Origin of the sequence: Bradyrhizobium sp. B039, from assembly GCF_038965675.1 — a bacterium.
In the GTDB taxonomy this organism is placed as follows: Bacteria; Pseudomonadota; Alphaproteobacteria; order Rhizobiales; family Xanthobacteraceae; genus Bradyrhizobium; species Bradyrhizobium diazoefficiens.
In genome coordinates this window covers 2,711,915-2,732,415 of the sequence record NZ_CP152416.1, presented here as the reverse complement: position 1 = coordinate 2,732,415, position 20,501 = coordinate 2,711,915, and the positions used below count along the sequence as shown (strand labels likewise).

Below are 20,501 nucleotides of genomic sequence, written 5' to 3'. Positions count from 1 at the left end.
GGACCGGCCCGGTGCTGAAGGCTGAGAGGATGTCCGACATTCACACCGCAGACGCCATGACGGTCCGGCGCGACGATCCGGACGACGTGGTCGCGCGGCTGGAGGAGGACATCATCTTCGGCCGCCTTGCGCCCGGCGCGCGCCTGACCGAGGACGCGCTGATGTCGGCTTACGGCACCTCGCGCCACTTCGTGCGTCAGGCGCTGGTGGATGCCGAGCGGCGCGGCATCGTCCGCCGCGAGAAGAATGTCGGCGCCACCGTGCGGTTCTATTCGGCAGAAGAGGTTCGGCAGATCTATGAGGTCCGGGAGATGCTGACCCGGCAGGCCGCGCTGATGATCCCCCTGCCCGCGCCGCAAGGCCTGATCGACGAATTGACCACGCTGCAACGGCAATATTGCGCCAAGGCCGACGTGCAGGACCTGCGCGGCATCCATGAAGCCAACGACGCCTTCCACCTCGCGCTGTTCTCCGCCTGCGGCAATCCCTATCTGGTGCGCTCGCTCCAGGACTACATGAACCTGACGCTGCCGATGCGCGCCAAGAACCTCGCCGACCGCGACGGGCTCGCGCAATCGCGGCGCCAGCACGAGCTGATGATCGAGCTCTTGAAGGGCCGCGACAGCTGGGCATTGGCGCAGCTCTGCGTCGATCACATGCAGTTCAGCAAGTCGGATTATCTGGCGCGGATTTCTGGCGAAACCGAGCGCTAGCGCGTGCGCCTGTCGGCCCGCCGGCGCAGCAACAGCCGATGCGGAGAAGGATGAACCACTCGCCGGGGCAATGGAACCCGGCGGAACTCATCCAACCAGTTGATAATCTTCTGGTAGAAGCTGCTCAATCGCTCAACCAATTAACGGGTTGTTAGAGGACTCTATCCCAAATGGTTTCTGGAACAAATAACAACCACGCCGGGTTCCATTGCCCGGAGCAATCGCATGAATGTACCTGGTCTCCTGATCGCAACGGCCTTTGGCGCAGCATTTTTTGCCGGGGAGTATGTGTGGTACTACCAACCCGCTTTCATCAACCCGGACGTCTTGATCAGCACGTTCTCCTCGGAACATATGAAAGCGCGCGCAGCAGTCCGAAAAGCGCTGATCGATCCGGACTCGGCCAAATTCAGCGCATTGCGTTCAATTGACGCCGGCGCGGCGAGGTATGTTTGCGGCGGTGTCGAGGCAAGGGACAAGTCCGGCCAGTCCATCGGAACCGCTTTCGTCTATACCGTGGCCATTGATTTTGCCCGCATCGATGACGACGGACGGATCACGCATCAGCATTCGGGATACCGACCTTGCCCCACCGAAGAGGACAAGGTCGTGCAGCAGCGGCCGGCTCTGTCACCCGGCGTGTCGTCGGTCGTCAGAACCGTTCAGAAAGTCGCCCCCGACGTGCACATGTCGGTTGCACCCGGCCTGACGACGCCTGCACCGTCGGCGGGCGGATCGTCATCTGGCGGCACAATGGAGCAGCAGGTCCGCGAGCTGGCCGCCCGGACCGTTCCGCCTGATGCTGCAAATGGACAGCCACCAAGCCCGACCGCGAACCGTGGGGTTGCCAAGGAGAGTGAGTGGCAAGCCGATCGACCTCCGGCCGCGTGGCCCACATTTCCTCCGGATCACGCATTGGCGAGATCAACCCGGAAACGAACCCCGTCCGAAGCACTGGCCCTGGCGAAAGACGTCGAGGACCGCTGGAAGCAGGCGGAGTCGTCGGCCGACATTTCGATGCGCCCATCACCGGAGGACATCAACGAGGCATGCCGCGCGCTGCTCTCGATCGATTCAAGACACGCCGAATATCCAAAAGCGTGGGCAGCTTTCGCGCGGTTGCAAAAGATAAGCCGCGACATCGCCAGCGGCTGATTTCGGTGACGCGCTTCGCTCGTCGCCGGGCGCGCAATGACCATTCAGTACCGTCTCAACAGGCCGCGCGCCACGCTGGTCTCGCCATGACCGGCGCAGGCCCGTTTCGGATTCCTGATCAAGTCCGTCCGGACCCGCCTGAATGTCCTTCCGGCGGACTCGGCCACCTCTGGGCGGAATTTTCCGGGATCGTAGCTCTCGCCGTCATGGGCCTTGATGGCCGCAGCATAGGCGTCGATCATCGCCATCGCGGCATCAGGGCTGCCGAGAAGTCGGGCGCCGAGTTGAACGCTGCCGGCACCATCGACCTCATAGCCGGTGCATCGCTGCTCCAGCACCGCGGATGCGGTGACGAGCTGGTCGAGGAACGTTGCTTCGGCCTCGCTGAGCGTCGCGGCCTGCGCCGGCCCTGACACGATTAGTGCGAGCAACGCGACGGCTGGCAGTTTGATTTTCATGCTCGGCCGATCATGTGGATCGATCAGGCGCGCCCCTGACGACTCATGAAAAGGCCGTACAGAAACAGGAGGATGATGGCACCGACCACGCTTCCGATGAAGCCGGCGCCCTCCCCGAACCGGTACCATCCCACGGCCTGGCCGAGCCAGGTCGCAACGAACGCGCCGACAATTCCCAGGACCGTGGTCAAAATGAACCCTCTGGGCTCGGACTTATCGCCGGGCATGATGAACTTCGCGACCAGTCCGACGAGAAATCCGATGATGATCGTCCAAAGGATGCTCATGTCCATCGCTCCATTCGGTCAATTCGAGACATCAAACGTCTGAAGGAATGCGTGATCGCTTGATGGGCCAGACGACGCCGGGAACGACGTTGATCTAGATCAATGGGCCAAAGCAGCCGAGCGGAAAGCTGCAGGCTGCTCTTCCTGGTGAGACGGCGCTCAACGAGCTCCGCAACGCGAAGCGGGATGATGCATGGCGATCATCGGCGAGATCACGCACACGACGACCTATCGCTATGCAAAGCCGGTGACGTTCGGCACGCACCGGGCCATGTTCCTGCCGCGGCGCGGCGCCTCCACCCGGCTGCTTCGCTGGTCCGCGTCGACCAGTCTGCCATCAAAGGTGCATTGGATCACCGACGCCCGCTCGAATGCCGTCACCGTGATGGACTTCAGCGAGCCCGGCAGCGAGCTGACCTTCACCTTCAAGGTTCGCGGCATCTATTTCGGCGTCAAGGGGCTGGAGACGTTTCCGCTGGAGCCGCGGGCCGAGGAAGTCCCCGTGCAGTACACGCCGGATGAGTGGACCGATCTTGCAGGATACCTGCGTCCGCATGCCGACGATCCAGACGGCAGCCATGCGGCGTGGACCAAGAGCTTCGTTGCCGGCGATCAGGACCGGACCGCCGACGTGCTGCGCCGGATGCTGGGCCTGTTTCGCAGCGAGTTCAGCTATCGCGGAAGAGATGCGGAAGGCACCCAGTCCCCCGGCGAGACGCTGCGTACGAAATCCGGGACCTGCCGGGACTTCGCCTGGCTCATGATCGAGACGTTGCGCCGCCTCGGCTTTGCCGCGCGCTTCGTCAGCGGCTATCTCTATGACGCCGCGCTCGACGGCGGCGCCGTGGGGATGACCGGCTCCGGCGCCACCCATGCATGGGTGCAGGTATTCCTGCCCGGCGCCGGCTGGCTCGATTACGATCCAACGAACAGCCTGAGCGCCGGCTTCGACCTCATCCCGGTGGCCATAGCGCGGCATCCGGGGCAGGCCGTGCCGCTGGCCGGCTCGTGGTTCGGCGATTCCGGCGACTACCTCGGCATGTCGATCAATGTCGCCGTTCGCAAGCTCAGCGAGATGCTCGATCCTTCGGAGGGATAGGGCCACAGGCGCGGCGGTCAAACGTCCCGAGGCCGGGCGAGGGCCGGATGATGTCAGTGAGAGAAGACGCGCGTGCCTGACGTCCATGCCCGTTGGTTTCCGACCGGACTGGCCCCGATTTCCCAGCCCGCGCCACCCCACAGGGCGTCAACCACGCCAAGATCGCCCGCGCCGTCACGGACAAAGAAGAGGTTGGGAGCGGAGCTGGTCTGCAGCGCCCCGCTTTCGCCGTTGGCCTGCAGCCTCAAGAGACACCAGATGTCGGCAAGTTTGCTCTCGGCGCGAGCGCCCAGCTCGCCGAGGATCTGCCCGGAATTCGAGGGATTGTTCAAAACATGCGTCTGCAGAGACGTATCGTCCGCGGCTTCGACCTTGACGGCGAACCGGCGCGCAAAGGTCGCGCCGAGCCACGAAATCTTGACAGGCGCGGTCGGCGTGATGTCCTCCTTGAAATGCTCGCTCGCAACGAAGGATTCCGCGTGGGGAATGGCGGCCGTTGACGGGGGATCGAGAGGTTCGCCGGGCTTGCGCTTGAGCGAACATTCGATCCTGGCGCGGGGAACAAGCGACGCGGAGCTGCCGCCAGATTTGTTCTCGTCGGCATGCGCGCTGAAACTGGATGCCGCCAGAACAATAACAAGACATAGGTTGGGCGCTAAGCGGCGCATTGTTTGGCGTCCTTGAATTGCCGATTCAAGAACAAGGTAAACTGTGAATTGCTTCTGTAAATCGAAGATCAGGTTTCTGGTTAAGCTTAAAGCAAGGAACTCATTTGAAGAGAAATGCAAGATATCTGGAACCACGCGCCTGCCTGGCAGCAGCGTGCGACGCACCCGGACGCCTCAAGATCGTATCAGACGCTCGGCGCCCTTGCGATTCACACGCAAGGTGGAAAGCGCGAATTTCAGCGCGCGGTCCCATGAAGCTCTTGATCAGCGAGCCGCTCTACTTGCCCGCCAAGCGCGCGATCGTCTGACCGGCCGGAGGAACCCGCAAGTCCGGTCCGGACACTGGCTGCGGCGTGATCCGGCAGCATCTTGCCTGCGCGCGGAGCGGATCGCTCCACATCCAGCGCACGCGCCAGGCCGGATTGTAGGCGTAGGCCGGGATGCGCCAGAACCAGATGGTTTCGTAGACACTGTCCCCGAATCGATCCACATCCGGACGTGGCGTTGGCCAGGATGCTGCCGCGACGAGAACGACAGTCAACACCGCGGCCCCTGACAGAACCATCTTGCGCATCTTGCTTCCACAATCGCTAGAATGAAAAGGGCGGTCACTTCCGCGCAACGCAATGCATAGAAGAAACGTTGACGTGTTCCGACAATAGAACGCCTATTTCCAAAAACGGAAATCCGGAACTCTACGGTGTGCACACAGACGTTAGTCGCAAGGAGCCGTTCGGATATCTGCCGCCATCACGATCGTATGCGCGTCAACTCGGGATGGGGCCCCTCCACCAGTCTGGCCCGCCCCACCGGGAATCCCAACGCTCACCGCACGAGTGAATTTCTCCCGGCTCCGCAAGCGGGGCCGGGAGAGCGCACCTGCATTCCTCCAGGCAACGACGCTAGCGCTTGGTCCAGTCGATGATGCGGCTCGCATCGCCGTCGAACTCGTTGCTGCAGAATGCGCCGCCCTGGTAGTGGTCGCCGACCGGATCCGGCTTCAGCTTGGCCTGCTCGGCCATCGCGTGCTCGCGGAAATCCTCGGCGCGTCCCGTGGGGCGATAGCCGAATTCGTAGGCGCGGTGGTTGTCCCACCAGGCGCGCTCGTTGAGGGAGGCGCCGTAGAAGACCTCGAAATGGATGTCGGGATGCTCGAGCCCGATGCGGCAGAGCTGCACGAGGTCGTCGGGCTTCAGCCAGATCGAGAGCCGGCGCTGGTCGAGCGGCATGTCGCCGAAATTGCCGACGCGCAGGCACGTCACCTTCAGGCCGTGCTTGTCGGCGTAGAGCGCACCGACGGCCTCGCCGAACACCTTGCTGACGCCGTAACGGCCATCGGGGCGCGGGGTGACATCGGTCCCGATCTTGTGGTGGCGGGGATAGAAGCCGACGGCGTGGTTGGACGAGGCGAACACCACGCGCTTGACGCCCTTGCGGTACGCCGCCTCGAACAGATTGTAGCCGCCGATGATGTTGGCCTGGAGGATGTCGTTCCAGGGGCCCTCGACCGAATAGCCGCCGAAATGGATGATGCCGTCGACGCCCTCGCAGATCGCCTCGCACTGCGCGAGATCGGCGAGATCCGCCGCCTTGAATTTTTCGTTCGCGCCGAGATCGGCGGGCGGCTTGATGTCGGAGAGCAGGAGATCCGGATAGATCGGCGGCAGCAGCTTTCGCAGGCTCGTGCCGATTCCGCCCGAAGCTCCCGTCATCAAAATACGCGGCATGTCTTCCCTCGCCTGTGGTGACCGATTTGCGGCCGTAGATAACTGATGCTAGCAGACTTGGACAGAGGGAACGCAACAACGAGACCTGCACATGAACGATGCATCGTCCCACACTCAAGGCTGGCGGCCGGCGACCTATTACCCCGATCCGGCGATAAAGGCACTCGATCCCCGTTTCGAAAAATACTGGCTGAAACTGTCGGCGGTGGAACGGCTGACGACCGGCCTGCGCTGGGCCGAGGGTCCGGTGTGGTTCGGCGACGGCCGCTATCTCCTGTGCAGCGACATCCCGAACCAGCGCATCATCAAATGGGAGGAGGAGACCGGCGCCGTCTCGGTGTTCCGCAAGCCCTCCAATTTCGCCAACGGCAACACGCGCGACCGCCAGGGCCGGCTCGTCACCTGCGAGCATGGCGGGCGACGCGTGACCCGCACCGAGTATGACGGCAGCATCACGGTGCTGATGGATTCCTTCGGCGGCAAGCGGCTGAACTCGCCGAACGACGTCGTGGTGAAATCCGACGGCTCCGTCTGGTTCACCGATCCGACCTTCGGCCTGCTCGGCAATTACGAAGGCTACAAGGCCGAGCCCGAGATCGAGCCGAACGTCTACCGGCTCGATCCCGCAACCGGCCAGGCGACCATCGTCGCCGAGGGCGTGCTCGGGCCGAACGGGCTGTGCTTCTCGCCGGACGAGAAGATTCTGTATGTCGTGGAATCGCGCGGCGTGCCGAACCGCAAGATCCTCGCCTATGACGTCTCAGCCGACGGCACCACGATCTCCAACAAGCGCGTGCACATCGACGCAGGTCCCGGCACGCCTGATGGCATGCGCTGCGACATCGACGGCAATCTCTGGTGCGGCTGGGGCATGGGCGATCCCGAGCTCGACGGCGTCGTGGTGTTCGCGCCCGACGGCGTCATGATCGGCCGCATCGCCCTGCCCGAACGCTGCGCCAATCTCTGCTTCGGCGGCGTCAAGCGCAACCGCCTGTTCATGGCGGCGAGCCAGTCGATCTACGCGCTGTATGTGAACACGCAAGGCGCGCTGGGGGGATAGGCGCAGCTCTCTCCTCCGTCATTCCGGGGCGCGCCGTCTTCGGCGCGAGCTATGATGCGCAATTGCGCATCTGAGAATCCATCGTGCGGCAGCGTCCGAGGCAAAATGGATTCCGGGCTCGTCGCTTCGCGACGCCCCGGAATGACGGGAGAGAGACCAAACGAAAAACGCCGGAGCGGTTTCCCGCTCCGGCGTCATGTTGGTTCAGGCGCTAAGCCTTACGCCGCGTTGAAGCCGGCGACGGCCTTCACCTCGAGGAAGTCCTCGAGGCCGTACTTACCCCACTCGCGGCCGTTGCCGGACTGCTTGTAGCCGCCGAACGGTGCGGTGCGGTCGTTGGGCACGCCCTGGAGGTTGACGTTGCCGGCGCGGATCTGGCGGGCGACACGCTTGGCGCTCTCGACCGTGTCGGCCGAGACATAGCCGGCGAGGCCGTAGGGCGTGTCGTTGGCGATCTGCACGGCGTCGGCTTCGTTCTTGGCGCCGATGATGGTCAGCACCGGTCCGAAGATCTCTTCGCGGGCGATCGTCATGTCGGGAGTGACGTCGGCGAAGATGGTCGGACGGACGTAGAAGCCCTTGTTGACGCCTTCGGGCAGGCCCGGGCCGCCGGCGACGAGCGTTGCGCCCTCGTCGATGCCCTTCTTGATCAGGCCCTGGATCTTGTCCCACTGGCCGCGGTTGACCACGGGGCCGATGGTGGTGCCTTCGGCGCGCGGATCGCCCGCCTTGGTCTTGTCGGCGACGGCCTTCGCGATCGCGGCGACTTCCTTCATCTTCGACAGCGGCACGATCATGCGCGAGGGCGCGTTGCAGGACTGGCCGGAGTTGTTGAACATGTGCATCACGCCGCCGGTCACCGCCTTCGTGAGGTCGGCGCCTTCGAGGATGACGTTCGGCGACTTGCCACCGAGCTCCTGGCTGACGCGCTTCACGGTCGGCGCGGCGCGCTTGGCCACGTCGATGCCGGCGCGGGTCGAGCCGGTGAACGAGATCATGTCGATATCGGGATGCTCGCTCATGGCGGCGCCGACCTCGGGGCCGAGGCCGTTGACGAGGTTGAACACGCCCTTCGGCACGCCGGCTTCATGGAGGATTTCCGCGAAGATCAGCGCCGAGGTCGGCGTAAACTCCGACGGCTTCAGGATCATGGTGCAGCCGGCGGCGAGTGCGGGCGCGACCTTGCAGGCGATCTGGTTGAGCGGCCAGTTCCAGGGCGTGATCATGCCGACCACGCCGATCGGCTCGCGCAGCACCATGGCGGTGCCGACCGGCTCCTCGAAATGATAGTTCTTGAGCACGTCGAGCGTGGTCATGAGATGGCCGAGGCCGGCGCCGGCCTGCAGCTTCTCCGCCATCGGCAGCGGTGCGCCCATCTCGTCGGAGACGGCAGCGCCGATCTCCTTGAGGCGGCCCTTGTAGATCTCGATGATTTTCGTGAGCAGCGCGACGCGCTCCTCGCGGCTGGTCTGGGAGAACGTTGCAAAGGCGCGCTTGGCGGCGGCAACGGCCTTGTCGACATCGGCCTTGGAGCCGAGCGCAACCTCGTACATCGCCTCTTCCGTCGCCGGATTGACCACGGCGGTGGACTTCTTGACGGCGGGATCGACCCAGGCGCCGTCGATGTAGAATTGCATGCGATTGACCATCGTTAACCTCTTCTTGGGGGCATGGTGGGGGCGTTTCGGCAGGCATCCTTGCACGAAAGCGCCGGCAATTGAACCCGCCATATGCGGGGCCAGCGTTGCGGCGGACGGAGGATATATGAGCCGATGGCGGGAACGAGGCAAGGCTCCCTCAGGCGTCATTCCGGGACGCGCCACTTGGCGCGGGCCCGGAATCCATGACCACGATCGGGAGTATGGATTCCGGGCTCGACGCTACGCGTCGCCCCGGAATGACAGGGCAGTTACCTCAACTACACCGCCATCTTCCGATGCAGCACCGGCGCGCCGGTGGTGAGGCTTTCGGCCGCATCGATGATGGCGTTGGCATCGATGCCGTAGTGGCGGTAGAGGTCGGCGATGCTGCCGGTCTGGCCGAACTGCTCGACGCCGAGCGCCTCGACGCGGTGGCCGCGGACGCTGCCGAGCCAGCCGAGCGCGGACGGGTGGCCGTCGATCACGGTCACGATGCCGCAGTCGCGCGGCAGCGGCGCCAGCAGCTTCTCGATGTGGCTGAGGTGCTGCACGCCGCGCCTGTCACGCCGCAATTTCCGTGCTGCGGTCCACCCCGCATGCAGGCGGTCGGCCGATGTGATCGCGAGCAGCCCGATGTCACGCCGGCTCTCGCCGATGAAGCCGGTCGCCTCGATCGCTTCGGGCGCCATCGCGCCGGTATAGGCGATCACGAGCTCGGCATTGGGGCCCGGCTTACGCAGCCAATAGGCGCCGTCGGTGATGCCCTGCTGAAGCTCCGGCGTCATGATCCGCTGCGCCTGCTCGATGCTGCGCGTCGAGAGCCGCAGATAGACGGAACCGCCCTCGCCCGGATCGCGCTGCATGTGATTGAAGCCCCAGCCCATGATCACGGCGAGCTCGTCGACGAAGGCTGGCTCGAACGAGGCGAGGCCATCCTGCGCCATGCCGATCAGCGGCGTCGCGATCGACTGATGCGCGCCGCCCTCGCGCGCAAGCGTGATCCCTGACGGCGTCGCCGCCACCATGAAGCGCGCATCCTGGTAGCAGGCATAGTTCAGCGCATCGAGGCCGCGCTCGATGAAGGGATCGTAGAGCGTGCCGACCGGCAAGAGCCGCGCGCCGTTGATCTGGTGCGACAGGCCGAGCGCCGAGAGCATGATGAAGAGGTTCATCTCGGCGATGCCGAGCTCGAGATGCTGGCCCTTTGGCGAGGCGTCCCAGTTGTAGGTGGACGGAATTTTCTCGCTGCGGAATAAGTCCGCCTTCTCGGCGTTTGCGAACAGGCCGCGCCGGTTCACCCACGGGCCGAGATTGGTCGAAACGGTCACGTCGGGCGAGGTCGTGACGATGCGCCTGGCGAGCTCGCTGTCGCCGCGCGCGATCTCGTTCAGCACGAGGCCAAAGCCCTGCTGGGTGGACATCTGCGGCGCCGGCTTGAAGGCGAGTTGCGCGGGCACCTCGACCACCGGCGCGGTCAGGCGGCGGCCGTCCTGGTTGAACGGCACGCGCGCAAGGAAGGCATCGAGCTCGGCGGGAGCCAGCGCGAGGCCCTCGTACTTGTCCCACTCGTAGCCGGGGCGGATGTTCTGGCTCTCGCGATATTTCTCCATCTGCGCGACCGTCATCAGGCCGGCGTGGTTGTCCTTGTGGCCCTGGAACGGCAGGCCCACGCCCTTGATGGTGTAGGCAATGAAGCAGACCGGACGGTCGTGGTCGATGGACTCGAACGCTTCCAGCATGCTCGCCATGTCGTGGCCGCCGAGGTTCGACATCAGCGCCAGCAGCTCCTCATCGCTGCGCTTGTCGATCAGTTTGGTGATCGGCCCCTGGTCGCCGATCTCGTCGTGCAGATGCTTGCGGAAGGCCGCGCCGCCCTGGAAGCACAGCGCCGCATAAAGCGCGTTCGGGCAATTGTCGATCCACCTCTTCAGCGCCTCGCCGCCGGGCTCGGCGAAGGCCTCGCGCATCAGGCGGCCGTATTTCACGATGACCACGTCCCAGCCGAAATTGCGGAACATGGTCTCGAACTTTTCCCAGAGCCCTTCGCGCACGACGGCGTCGAGCGACTGGCGGTTATAGTCGACCACCCACCAGGTGTTGCGCAGGCCGTGCTTCCAACCCTCAGCGAGCGCCTCGAAAATATTGCCCTCGTCCATCTCGGCATCGCCGACCAGCGCGATCATCCGCCCTTCGCGGCGGTCCTTCATCCAGCCATGCGCCTTGACGTAGTCCTGCACCAGCGAGGCGAACAGCGTCTGCGCGACGCCGAGGCCGACCGAACCGGTCGAGAAGTCGACGTCGTCGACGTCCTTGGTGCGCGAGGGATAGGACTGCGCACCCTTGAAGCCGCGAAAATTCTCCAGCTTCTCGCGGCTCTGCCGGCCGAACAGATACTGGATGGCGTGGAACACCGGACTCGCATGCGGCTTCACTGCGACGCGGTCCTCAGGGCGCAGCACATGGAAATACAGCGCCGACATGATAGTGGCGAGCGAGGCCGACGAGGCCTGGTGCCCGCCGACCTTCAACCCGTCCGCGTTCGCGCGGATATGGTTGGCGTGGTGGATGGTCCATGACGACAGCCACAGCGCCTTGCGGCTGAGGGCGGTCAGGGTTTCGAGGCGCGCGGAATCGACGGGCATGGCGATGCTCCGGAAAATGACGCCGCGATGATACGCCTGCCGGCCCCGCCAAACTTCTCAATTTTTCGCGCCATACCTGCCGATATTGGGATATTTTACCAATCGAATGCCCCCTGACCCAGGTTTCATCCCAATGCCCGAGCTCGACGCCATCGACCGCAAGATCCTCAGCTACCTCCAGAACGACAGCCGGCTGACCATGCAGGAGCTCGCCGACAAGGTCGGGCTCTCGGTGTCGCCCTGCCATCGCCGTGTCAAGCTCCTGGAGGAGCGCGGCGTCATCTCGCGCTATATCGCGACCGTCGACCAGAAGGCGCTCGGCCTGCATGTCAGCGTCTTCATCTCGATCAAGCTGGCGCGGCAGAAGGAGGAGGACCTCAACCGCTTCGCGCGCGCGATCTCGAAATGGGACGAGGTGCTGGAGTGCTATCTGATGACCGGCAACCGCGACTATCTGTTGCGCGTGGTCGCAGCCGACCTCGCCTCCTACGAAACCTTCCTGAAGACCAAGCTGACCCGGCTCGACGGCATCGCCTCGATCGAGTCGAGCTTTGCGCTCAGTCAGGTGAAATATTCGATCGCGTTGCCGGTCTGATGGCCCCGCCGGGTCATTTCGGAACCGGTGTCACAAGGGCGCAATAAACCCCGCCGATGGTCACGGGCGACAGGCACCCTGCCGAAAGAAGGACCCATGACCGCATCGGACCGCACCCCTGAAATGGCCAAACGCGAGCGCATCATCCGGGAAATGACCGACGATCTCGACGAAGAGCTGGAGATGGAGCTCGATGACAGCAGGCTCGACGAGCTACTGGACGAGACCGGCACGCTCCGCCCGACGGTGGATCGCAGGCTCTATTTCCGTGAGCTGCTGCGGCTGCAGGGCGAGCTGGTCAAGCTCCAGGACTGGGTGCAGAGCGAAAAGAAGAAGGTCGTGGTGCTGTTCGAGGGCCGCGACTCCGCCGGCAAGGGCGGCGTCATCAAGCGCATCACCCAGCGGCTCAATCCCCGCATCTGTCGCGTCGCCGCGCTTCCCGCGCCGAGCGAGCGCGAGCGCTCGCAATGGTATTTCCAGCGCTACGTGGCGCATCTTCCCGCCGGCGGCGAGATGGTGCTGTTCGACCGCAGCTGGTACAACCGCGCTGGCGTCGAGCGCGTGATGGGCTTCTGCTCCGAAGATCAGTACCAGGAGTTCTTCAAGACGGTGCCGGAGTTCGAGCGGATGCTGATCCGCTCCGGCATCATCCTGGTCAAGTACTGGTTCTCGATCACCGACGACGAGCAGCAGTTCCGCTTCAGCATGCGCATCAGGGATCCGCTCAAGCAGTGGAAGCTGAGCCCGATGGACGTCGAGGCGCGCAGCCGCTGGGAGCAGTACACCAAGGCCAAGGAGACGATGCTGGAGCACACCCACCTGCCCGACTCGCCATGGTGGATCGTCGATGCCGTGGACAAGAAGCGCGCCCGGCTCAACTGCATCGCGCATTTGCTCAGCCAGATCCCGTACCAGGAGGTCGCACGCGTGCCGGTGGTGCTGCCGCCGCGCATGCGCAACCCGGACTATCACCGCGGGCCAGTTCCGCCGGAGATGTACGTGCCTGCGAAATACTGAGGGCCGCAGTTTCGTAGGGTGGGCAAAGGCGCGTAGCGCCGTGCCCACCATGTGCCCGCGTTGGCGGTGAGAATGGTGGGCACGCTTCGCTTTGCCCACCCTACGGCACTGCACAGCTACCGCCACGGCTGCACGATGATCTTTGTATGCGCCTCGGGATTGGCGAGGTCGGCGAAGGCTTTTGCGACGCCGTCGAGGCCGACCTCGGCCGTCACCATGGCTGCGGCGTCCACCTGCCCTTCCGCGATCAGGCGCAGCGAGCTTGCGAACTCCTCCGGCGTGTAGCCGAGCACGTACTGGACGTTGAGCTCCTTCATGATGCCGAGCATGGGCTCGTTTCTGTCGCTCTCCATGCAGACGCCGACCACGATGATCCTGGCATCGCGCGGGGCGCCCTCGAACACCTGCTGCAACAGACCGGGCACGCCGACGCATTCGAAGATGATCGCGGGCTTGAGCGCCGGCAGCATCGCCTGGAACGGCGGTCGCGCCGCCTTCTCGGCGTCTGACATCTGCGCGTGCTCGGCCCAGGCCGTGTAGGGCTGCGACACCTTGGGATCGACCACGATGTCGGCGCCGAGCTGAGCTGCGAGCGCACGCCGCGCCGGCGAATAGTCGGCGGCGACGATCGGATGCAGCCCCCTGATCTTCAGCGCGGCAATCACCGCGAGCCCGACCGGTCCGCAGCCGACCACCAGCGGCACCTCGCCGCCGCTGATGTTGGCTTTGGCGACGGCGTGGACGCCGACGGCGAGCGGCTCGGTCAGTGCGGCATGTTCGGGAGCCAGACCGTTGGGCACCTCGAGCAGCAGCGCTTCACTGAGCAGCATCGCTTCCGCATAACCGCCGATATTGTCGTTGGAATAGCCGATGCCCTCGATGCCTTGCGGCGTCACCAGCGCCGGCAGCGAGCAGACATGGGTGCCGGGCTTGAGCTTGCGCGCGGTGCCAGGGCCGTAGTCTACGATCTCGCAGCAGAATTCATGACCAAACACGACGTCGCGGGTAAGGTCCATCGGCTTGCGGCCAACCTTCCGCGCCATCTCCACCATGCGGTGGGCGTGCTGGCGCGCATGCAGGTCGGAGCCACAGATGCCGCAGGCGAGCGTCTTGACCAGCACCTGGCCAGGGGCCCGGCTTCGGCTCGACCATCTGACCAACGACAATCTCACCGTTCCTGAAGATCGCAGCGCGCATCCGGCTCCTCCCGTGTTGTTGGAGGCATTGATAGCACGACGCGCGATGCGCGCACTTGCGTCAGGCGTTCGGCGAACGCTCTTCCAGCACCAGGAGCTGGGCGCGGCGGACGCGCTCGCGATGGGCGATGTAGAGACCGCTGGCGACGATGAAGGCCGCGCCGACGACGGTCCAGACATCAGGCACCTCGCCGAAGATGAAGAAGCCGAGAATGCTGACCCAGAGCAGCTGCGTATAGGAGAACGGCGCGAGCACCGAGGCGTCGCCGTAGCGATAGGCGAGCACGACGATCCACTGGCCCGCGGTGGAGGCGACGCCGATGAAGATGCCGAGCGCGATCGCGGTCCAGGACGGCGTGACCCAGACGAACGGCACCATCGCGGTCAGGATCGCAAGACCGGTCAACGAGGAATAGGCCATGGTGGTGATGACCGCTTCGCGGCCGCTCATCATGCGCGTCAGGATCAGCGTGCCGGCCCAGCAGGCCGCCGAGACCACGGGGAAGAACGCCGCCAGATGAAACGCGCTGGTGCCCGGGCGCAGGATGATGAGCACGCCGATGAGACCGAGCGCGGTCGCAAACCAGCGGCGCATGCCGACCTTCTCGCCGAGGAAGACGATCGAGAGCGCGGTGACGAACAGCGGCGCGACGAAGCCGGTAGCGGAAGCTTCCGCGATCGGCAGGAAGCGCAGGCCGGTGATGAAGAACAGCGAGGAGCCGAGCAGCGCCGCACCGCGCATCACGTGCAGGCCGAGGCGCTGGGTGCGCATCGCGTAGAGCGGCGAAGCCGGCAGCATCACCGGCGTGAACATCAGCGCGAAGGTGAGGAAGCGGATCCAGGTGATCTGGATCGACGGCAGGCTGGTCGAAAGATATTTCGCGGTGATGTCGGAGCACCCGAGAAACACCGTCGACAACAGGATCAGCGCGATGCCCTTGAAGGGATGATCGACGCGCGCAGGTGCGCGGCGGCCGACATGCTTCTTCTCGGGCATGGACACGGAAATACTGTCGAGCCTTGCGGCTGCGGCTGGCGGCGGGGTCACGGCTGGAACTCGGGAAAAATGCGAATCGAGCGCTTGTAAAAAACGACAAATGCGCCGCGTTCACAACTTCCGAAAACAGGATGCCGATATGCGCTGAGGGCTGCGCGCGTCAATACTCCATTAAGAATGCGCGCTTGCTGCACTACAGCATGGGCAGACCTCGCGGCTTCGGACCGCGCGGAAACGCCGCATCCAGTGCCGCAATCTCCTCTTTCGTCAGCACGAGATCGCCGGCAGCGGCATTTTCGCCGGCATGTTCCGCCGACGACGCCTTCGGGATCGCGAACACCGTAATCGCACGGGTGAGGAAGCTCAGCACGACCTGACGCGGTGTCACGCGCCGCGCCTCCGCGATGCGCGCCAGCACGGCGCCGCCCTTGCTGTTGCTTGCCGGAAAATCGTCATGGCCGAACGGCGAATAGGCGACGACCGCGACGCCGTGCCGCTCGCACCACGGAATCACGGCATGCTCGATCGCGCGTTCCTTGAGATGATAGAGCACCTGATTGCAGGCGATGCGGCCCTCGCCCGCCACGTCGAGCATCTCGTCGAGATCGTCGGCATCGAAATTGGAGACGCCCCAGGATTTGATCTTGCCGGCCTTCACAAGTTCCTCGAACGCAGCGACGGTGTCTTCGAGCGGATAGGAGCCGCGCCAATGCAGAAGATAGCAGTCGAGGCGATCGGTCTTGAGCCGCTTTAGCGAACGCTCGCAGGCCGTGATGGTGCCGCGGCGCGAGGCGTTGCTCGGCAGCACTTTGGACACGAGGAACACTTCGTCGCGACGACCCGCGATCGCGTCCGCAATGACCAGCTCGGCATCGCCATACATCTCGGCGGTATCGATATGGGTCATGCCGAGATCGAGCCCGCGCTGAAGCGCCGCGATCGCGCGCTTGCGATCGCCATGATCGAGATACCAGGTGCCCTGCCCGATGACGGAGACGTTGGCACCGGTCTTGCCGAAGGGGTTTGTGTTCATGTGCGGTCCGATCTTCGTCATTCATGTCGTCCTGGCGAAAGCCAGGACCCATTACCACAGGGAGGTGTTGTTGCAGTAGATGGTGGCCACAGCGTGCCTTCGCCACGCTGACCGGGATAATGGGTCCTGGCTTTCGCCAGGACGACGATGGGGAGCTAGTTTGCGCAATGCATCAACATCGTCATTGCGAGCGCAGCGAAGCAATCCAGACTGTCTCCACGGAGAGACGCTGGATTGTTTCGCTGCGCTCGCTATGACGATGGAAAGAGCCGACCGCTAACCCGCCGCACCGGCGATCTTCACCTGCTTCACTGGCGCGACCTCCGTCGTCGCGATCAGGCGCTTCAGCTCGGGGATGCAGGAGCCGCAATTGGTGCCAGCCTTGAGCGTGGCGCCGATCTCGGCCGTCGTGCGCGCGCCGCTCGCGATGGTATCGCAGATGGTACCGCGGCCGACGCCGAAGCAGGCGCAGACGATCGGGCCGGTCGCGGCGGCGCCTTCGCCGGACTTGCCGGACAACAGCATGCGGCGCTGGTCGTCGGTGACCTGATCGGCCACGAACAGGCTCTTCACCACCTCCCAGTCGCCGGCATCATGGGCGGGTCCGACGAACAGGCAGGTCTCGATGCGATCGCCCGCGAACGAGGCCGCACGATAGACGCCGCCGCCGAAATCGCGGTACTCGGCGACATCCTCGCCCGCGAGACCCTCGAGCCAGGCGGGCCAGCGCGACAGGTCGGCATTGTCGGCGAAGAGATAGCCGAAGCCGCCGCTGACCGTGACGCGCGTCCACAACAGATTGGGCGGCAGGTCGAGCTGTTTGCGCGACAGCGCGAAGCCGCGGAAGACGTATTCATAGGGCGCGATCGCGGCCGGCGTCGCCTTCGATTCCGGCTGGCCCGAGAACGGGTCGGTGAAGGACTGCACCAGCGCGCCGACGCGGCCGTGCGAGGCATTCATCGCGCTCCAGTGGATCGGCACGAACAGCGTGCCGCGCTGCGGCCGATCGCTGACGACCACCTTCAGGATGCACTGCCCGTAATCGGTCGTGATGCGGGCGTAGCCGTCATGGGCGATGCCGAATTTGCCGGCGTCGTCGGGATGGACCTCGACGAACGGCTCGGGCAGATGCGCGCCCAGGCGCTGGCTGAGGCCCGTGCGCGTCATGGTGTGCCACTGGTCGCGGATGCGCCCGGTGTTGAGCCGCAAGGGGCGCGACGCGCCGGTCTCGCTACGCAGCGCCGGCACCTCCGGCGCGACGAAACGGCCTTTGCCGTCATTGGTGAAGAAACCACCGCTCGCGAAGAAGCGCTCGCCGGGCGCCCCGCCTTCGCGCACCGGCCACTGCACGGGCTTCAAGGCGTCGAAGGCCTCGTTCGATAGCGAGGTCAACGCGCCGATGTCGAAATCGCGGCTGCCATCGTTCTCGAACGCCGAAAGCGCCGCGTGCTCGCGGAAAATATCGGCGGCGGATTTGTAGTCAAAACTGTCGCCGAAGCCGAGACGTTTGGCGGTCTCGCTGAGAATCCACCAGTCCGGCCGCGCCTCGCCCGGCGCCGGCAGGAACGAGCGCTGGCGCGAGATGCGTCGTTCGGAGTTGGTCACCGTACCCGACTTCTCGCCCCAGGCGAGCGCGGGCAGCAGCACGTGCGGGCCGGCTTCGACCGTGTCGTTGGAGAGCACGTTCTCGGAGACCACGAACAGCTCGAGCTTCTTCAGCGCCTCGCGCACGAAGTCCGCGTCGGGCAGCGACACCGCGGGGTTGGTGCCCATCACCCACAGCGCCTTGACTTCGCCGCGGTTGATCGCCTCGAACAGCTGCACCGCCTTCAGCCCCTCATGGGTAGCGATGCGCGGTGCCTTCCAGAACCGCCTGACACGGTCGATGTCCGGCGGCGTGAAATTCATGTGCGCGGCGAGCTGATTGGCGAGGCCGCCGACCTCGCGGCCGCCCATCGCGTTGGGCTGGCCGGTGAGCGAGAACGGCGAGGCGCCCGGCTTGCCGATGCGGCCCGTGGCGAGATGGCAGTTGAGGATCGCGTTGACCTTGTCGGTGCCCTGCGCCGACTGGTTGACCCCTTGCGAATAGAGCGTGACGACGCGCGGCGTGTCACGGAACATCTTGAAGAAGGTCGCGACGTCCTGCTCGGAGAGGCCTGTGGCCAGCGCGGTCGCAGTGACGCTGCCGGCGATGTTGCGCGCGCGCACCAACGCGTCGTCGAAGCCCGACGTGTTGCTCGCGATGTAGGCCTGGTCCAGCGCGCCGCTGTCGGCGAGATGGACGAACAGGCCCGAGAACAAGGCGGTGTCGGTGCCGGGCTTCAGCCCCAGGAACAGATCGACGTCGCTCGCGGTGTCGGTGCGGCGCGGGTCGATCACGATCATGCGGGCGCCGCGCTCCTGCCTGTTCGTCAGCATGCGCTGGAACAGCACGGGGTGACACCACGCCGCGTTCGAGCCGACGAAGACCAGTAGGTCGGCCTGGTCGAGATCCTCGTAGCAGCCGGGCACGGTGTCGGCGCCGAAGGCGCGGCGATGGCCGGCGACCGAGGACGACATGCAGAGCCGCGAATTGGTGTCGACATTGGCGGTGCCGACAAAGCCCTTCATCAGCTTGTTGGCGACATAGTAATCCTCGGTCAGGAGCTGGCCGGAGAGATAGAACGCGACCGCGTCGGCACCGTCGCGCGCCGCGATGTGCTGCATGCGGTGGGCGACGTGGTCGAGCGCATCGCTCCAGGCAACGCGCTCCAGCACGCCCTTGCAGCGGATCATCGGGTAAAGCAGCCGGCCCTCCAGCCCGACGGTCTCACCGAGCGCCGAGCCCTTGGAGCACAGCCGGCCGAAATTGGCGGGATGATCGGGGTCGCCGGCGATCGCCGCGCCGCCCTTGCCGTCCGGCGTTGCGAGCACGCCGCAGCCGACGCCGCAATAGGGGCAGGTGGTCTTGGTGGTCCGGAGCTTCGGGTCGATCGCCGTCATATCGAGCTGCCTTGTCAAGCCGCCTTGGAAGGACGCGCGAGCGCGCGGCCGAACATCATGTCGGTACGGATCGCCGCCACCTTGTCGCGGTTGCGGATCAGCTCGAGGTACCAGAGCGCATCGACGGTATCGCCGATCAGCACAGCGCCGGTGAGCCGGCCGTCGGCGATGACGAGCTTCTTGTAGGTGCCGCGCCTGCGGTCTGACAGCACGAGGCTCTCGCTGCCCTCCCCGCCCATGAAGTCGCCGGCGGAGAACACGCTGACGCCCGAGACCTTCAGATTGGTCGAGACCACGCTGCCCTGATAGGCGGCGGGCCGGCCGGCGAGATGCCGCGCCAGCACGCGCGCCTGCTCATAGGCCGGCTCGACCAGGCCATAGCAGGTGCCGCGATGCTCGGCGCATTCGCCGAGCGCGAAGATGTCGGGTGACGCCGTCTGCATGACGTCGTTGACCACGATGCCGCGGTTGACCGCGATACCGGCGTCCTTGGCCAGCGCGACATTGGGCCTGATGCCGGCGGCAAAGATCACCGCATCGGCCTCGATGCAGCTGCCGTCAGCGAGTTCGACGGCTTCGACGTGGCCGTCGCCATGGATGCACTTCGTGCTGGCATTGAGCAGGATGCGGATGCCCTTGCGCTCGACCAGCGTCTTGAGCAGATCGGCGGCCGGCCCATCGAGCTGGCGCTCCATCAGCCGGTCCATCAGATGCAGCAGCGTCACCGGGGCGCCGGCCTTGGCAAGTCCATAGGCCGCCTCCAACCCGAGCAGACCGCCGCCGACCACGACGACGCGCTTCTTCGCCGCCGCAAGCGTCAGCAGCAGGTCGACGTCGCGCGTGTCGCGGAACGTGTGCACGCCGGCGAGATCGGCGCCCGGCACGTTGAGCCGCAGCGGCGTCGATCCCGTGGCGAGCACGAGCTTGGAATATTCCATGCTCTCCTCACCCTCGATCTTGAGCTCGCGGCGGCCGGTGTCGATCTCGGTGACGCGGTAGCCGTAGCGCACGGTGACGCCGCGATGGCGCCACCAGTCGGCCGGCCGCAGCTCGATCTCGTGCGAGCCGGTCTCGCCGGCCAGCACGGAGGAGAGCAGCACGCGGTTGTAAGCGAGCCTCGGTTCATCGCCGATAACGGCAACCGCGTAGCGGCCAAGCGAAGTCTTGGCGAGCTCGTCGACCAGACGCGCGGCCGCCATACCGTTACCGACGATGACCAGCGGTTCACTCAC

At 65.1% G+C, this 20,501-nt stretch carries 18 protein-coding genes; 6 read left to right on the top strand and 12 right to left on the bottom strand.

What is annotated here, in order from left to right; genetic code table 11:
* Positions 1-29: 29 nt before the first annotated feature.
* Both AAFG50_RS12905 and AAFG50_RS12900 read left to right on the top strand, forming a co-directional pair.
* Positions 30-713, top strand: a complete 684-nt coding sequence (locus AAFG50_RS12905) for a GntR family transcriptional regulator (RefSeq protein WP_028174804.1) — start codon at positions 30-32, stop codon at positions 711-713.
* 225 nt (positions 714-938) lie between these two features.
* Positions 939-1,868, top strand: coding sequence for a hypothetical protein (locus tag AAFG50_RS12900; protein WP_028174803.1), 930 nt, complete (start codon positions 939-941; stop codon positions 1,866-1,868).
* Between the two features lie 44 nt (positions 1,869-1,912).
* Here AAFG50_RS12900 and AAFG50_RS12895 read toward each other — a convergent pair whose 3' ends face one another.
* Positions 1,913-2,326 carry a hypothetical protein gene (locus AAFG50_RS12895; protein WP_028174802.1) on the bottom strand — a complete coding sequence of 138 codons (414 nt, stop codon included), beginning with the start codon at positions 2,324-2,326 and terminating at the stop codon, positions 1,913-1,915.
* A gap of 23 nt (positions 2,327-2,349) precedes the next feature.
* A complete protein-coding gene (locus tag AAFG50_RS12890; protein WP_028174801.1) occupies positions 2,350-2,613 on the bottom strand; it encodes a GlsB/YeaQ/YmgE family stress response membrane protein in 264 nt (87 codons plus the stop codon).
* A gap of 193 nt (positions 2,614-2,806) precedes the next feature.
* Here AAFG50_RS12890 and AAFG50_RS12885 point away from each other — a divergent pair, with 193 nt between their 5' ends.
* Positions 2,807-3,712: a transglutaminase family protein gene (locus AAFG50_RS12885; RefSeq protein WP_011085605.1), complete on the top strand. Its 906-nt coding sequence runs from the start codon at positions 2,807-2,809 to the stop codon at positions 3,710-3,712.
* Between the two features lie 53 nt (positions 3,713-3,765).
* Here the strand turns inward: AAFG50_RS12885 and AAFG50_RS12880 are convergent, their stop codons facing one another.
* From AAFG50_RS12880 to AAFG50_RS12870, 3 genes are all read right to left on the bottom strand, one after another.
* Positions 3,766-4,545, bottom strand: a complete 780-nt coding sequence (locus AAFG50_RS12880; protein WP_028174800.1) for a hypothetical protein — start codon at positions 4,543-4,545, stop codon at positions 3,766-3,768.
* A gap of 112 nt (positions 4,546-4,657) precedes the next feature.
* Complete coding sequence (locus tag AAFG50_RS12875) at positions 4,658-4,954, bottom strand: hypothetical protein (protein WP_028174799.1); 297 nt, start codon at positions 4,952-4,954, stop codon at positions 4,658-4,660.
* 328 nt (positions 4,955-5,282) lie between these two features.
* Positions 5,283-6,107: an NAD(P)-dependent oxidoreductase gene (locus AAFG50_RS12870; protein WP_028174798.1), complete on the bottom strand. Its 825-nt coding sequence runs from the start codon at positions 6,105-6,107 to the stop codon at positions 5,283-5,285.
* 91 nt (positions 6,108-6,198) lie between these two features.
* Between AAFG50_RS12870 and AAFG50_RS12865 the strand changes: the two genes are divergently transcribed.
* Positions 6,199-7,167: an SMP-30/gluconolactonase/LRE family protein gene (locus tag AAFG50_RS12865; protein ID WP_028174797.1), complete on the top strand. Its 969-nt coding sequence runs from the start codon at positions 6,199-6,201 to the stop codon at positions 7,165-7,167.
* Between the two features lie 218 nt (positions 7,168-7,385).
* On the opposite strand, the gene AAFG50_RS12860 is transcribed toward AAFG50_RS12865, so the two are convergent.
* Together AAFG50_RS12860 and AAFG50_RS12855 are read right to left on the bottom strand one after the other, a co-directional pair.
* Positions 7,386-8,816: an aldehyde dehydrogenase family protein gene (locus AAFG50_RS12860; protein ID WP_028174796.1), complete on the bottom strand. Its 1,431-nt coding sequence runs from the start codon at positions 8,814-8,816 to the stop codon at positions 7,386-7,388.
* A 269-nt stretch (positions 8,817-9,085) separates the two neighbouring features.
* Positions 9,086-11,449 (bottom strand): transketolase, encoded by a 2,364-nt coding sequence (locus tag AAFG50_RS12855; RefSeq protein WP_342714178.1) that lies wholly within the window; start codon positions 11,447-11,449, stop codon positions 9,086-9,088.
* A gap of 133 nt (positions 11,450-11,582) precedes the next feature.
* Between AAFG50_RS12855 and AAFG50_RS12850 the strand changes: the two genes are divergently transcribed.
* Both AAFG50_RS12850 and ppk2 read left to right on the top strand, forming a co-directional pair.
* Entirely contained in the window at positions 11,583-12,044 is a 462-nt protein-coding gene (locus tag AAFG50_RS12850) for an Lrp/AsnC family transcriptional regulator (RefSeq protein ID WP_027546512.1), read from the top strand.
* Positions 12,045-12,140: 96 nt separating this feature from the next.
* A complete protein-coding gene (gene ppk2, locus AAFG50_RS12845) occupies positions 12,141-13,061 on the top strand; it encodes a polyphosphate kinase 2 (protein ID WP_028174795.1) in 921 nt (306 codons plus the stop codon).
* Positions 13,062-13,177: 116 nt separating this feature from the next.
* On the opposite strand, the gene AAFG50_RS12840 is transcribed toward ppk2, so the two are convergent.
* The 5 genes from AAFG50_RS12840 to AAFG50_RS12820 all read right to left on the bottom strand — a co-directional run bounded on the left by AAFG50_RS12840 (position 13,178) and on the right by AAFG50_RS12820 (position 20,501).
* Positions 13,178-14,227, bottom strand: coding sequence for a zinc-binding dehydrogenase (locus tag AAFG50_RS12840; protein ID WP_231166666.1), 1,050 nt, complete (start codon positions 14,225-14,227; stop codon positions 13,178-13,180).
* A gap of 91 nt (positions 14,228-14,318) precedes the next feature.
* Positions 14,319-15,260: a DMT family transporter gene (locus tag AAFG50_RS12835; protein WP_028174794.1), complete on the bottom strand. Its 942-nt coding sequence runs from the start codon at positions 15,258-15,260 to the stop codon at positions 14,319-14,321.
* A 187-nt stretch (positions 15,261-15,447) separates the two neighbouring features.
* The gene (locus AAFG50_RS12830; RefSeq protein WP_028174793.1) at positions 15,448-16,287 is read right to left on the bottom strand and encodes an aldo/keto reductase; all 840 of its coding nucleotides are present in this window, start codon (positions 16,285-16,287) and stop codon (positions 15,448-15,450) included.
* 276 nt (positions 16,288-16,563) lie between these two features.
* Positions 16,564-19,269: a nitrate reductase gene (locus tag AAFG50_RS12825; RefSeq protein ID WP_271558328.1), complete on the bottom strand. Its 2,706-nt coding sequence runs from the start codon at positions 19,267-19,269 to the stop codon at positions 16,564-16,566.
* A 14-nt stretch (positions 19,270-19,283) separates the two neighbouring features.
* Positions 19,284-20,501 carry an FAD-dependent oxidoreductase gene (locus tag AAFG50_RS12820; RefSeq protein WP_166466018.1) on the bottom strand — a complete coding sequence of 406 codons (1,218 nt, stop codon included), beginning with the start codon at positions 20,499-20,501 and terminating at the stop codon, positions 19,284-19,286.

Bases quoted from the DNA above. Each gene is read 5' to 3' on its own strand.
- AAFG50_RS12905 (WP_028174804.1), top strand. From the start codon at position 30: ATGTCCGACATTCACACCGCAGACGCCATGACGGTCCGGCGCGACGAT.
- AAFG50_RS12900 (WP_028174803.1), top strand. From the start codon at position 939: ATGAATGTACCTGGTCTCCTGATCGCAACGGCCTTTGGCGCAGCATTT.
- AAFG50_RS12895 (WP_028174802.1), bottom strand. From the start codon at position 2,326: ATGAAAATCAAACTGCCAGCCGTCGCGTTGCTCGCACTAATCGTGTCA.
- AAFG50_RS12890 (WP_028174801.1), bottom strand. From the start codon at position 2,613: ATGAGCATCCTTTGGACGATCATCATCGGATTTCTCGTCGGACTGGTC.
- AAFG50_RS12885 (WP_011085605.1), top strand. From the start codon at position 2,807: ATGGCGATCATCGGCGAGATCACGCACACGACGACCTATCGCTATGCA.
- AAFG50_RS12875 (WP_028174799.1), bottom strand. From the start codon at position 4,954: ATGCGCAAGATGGTTCTGTCAGGGGCCGCGGTGTTGACTGTCGTTCTC.
- AAFG50_RS12870 (WP_028174798.1), bottom strand. From the start codon at position 6,107: ATGCCGCGTATTTTGATGACGGGAGCTTCGGGCGGAATCGGCACGAGC.
- AAFG50_RS12865 (WP_028174797.1), top strand. From the start codon at position 6,199: ATGAACGATGCATCGTCCCACACTCAAGGCTGGCGGCCGGCGACCTAT.
- AAFG50_RS12860 (WP_028174796.1), bottom strand. From the start codon at position 8,816: ATGGTCAATCGCATGCAATTCTACATCGACGGCGCCTGGGTCGATCCC.
- AAFG50_RS12855 (WP_342714178.1), bottom strand. From the start codon at position 11,449: ATGCCCGTCGATTCCGCGCGCCTCGAAACCCTGACCGCCCTCAGCCGC.
- AAFG50_RS12850 (WP_027546512.1), top strand. From the start codon at position 11,583: ATGCCCGAGCTCGACGCCATCGACCGCAAGATCCTCAGCTACCTCCAG.
- ppk2 (WP_028174795.1), top strand. From the start codon at position 12,141: ATGACCGCATCGGACCGCACCCCTGAAATGGCCAAACGCGAGCGCATC.
- AAFG50_RS12830 (WP_028174793.1), bottom strand. From the start codon at position 16,287: ATGAACACAAACCCCTTCGGCAAGACCGGTGCCAACGTCTCCGTCATC.
- AAFG50_RS12825 (WP_271558328.1), bottom strand. From the start codon at position 19,269: ATGACGGCGATCGACCCGAAGCTCCGGACCACCAAGACCACCTGCCCC.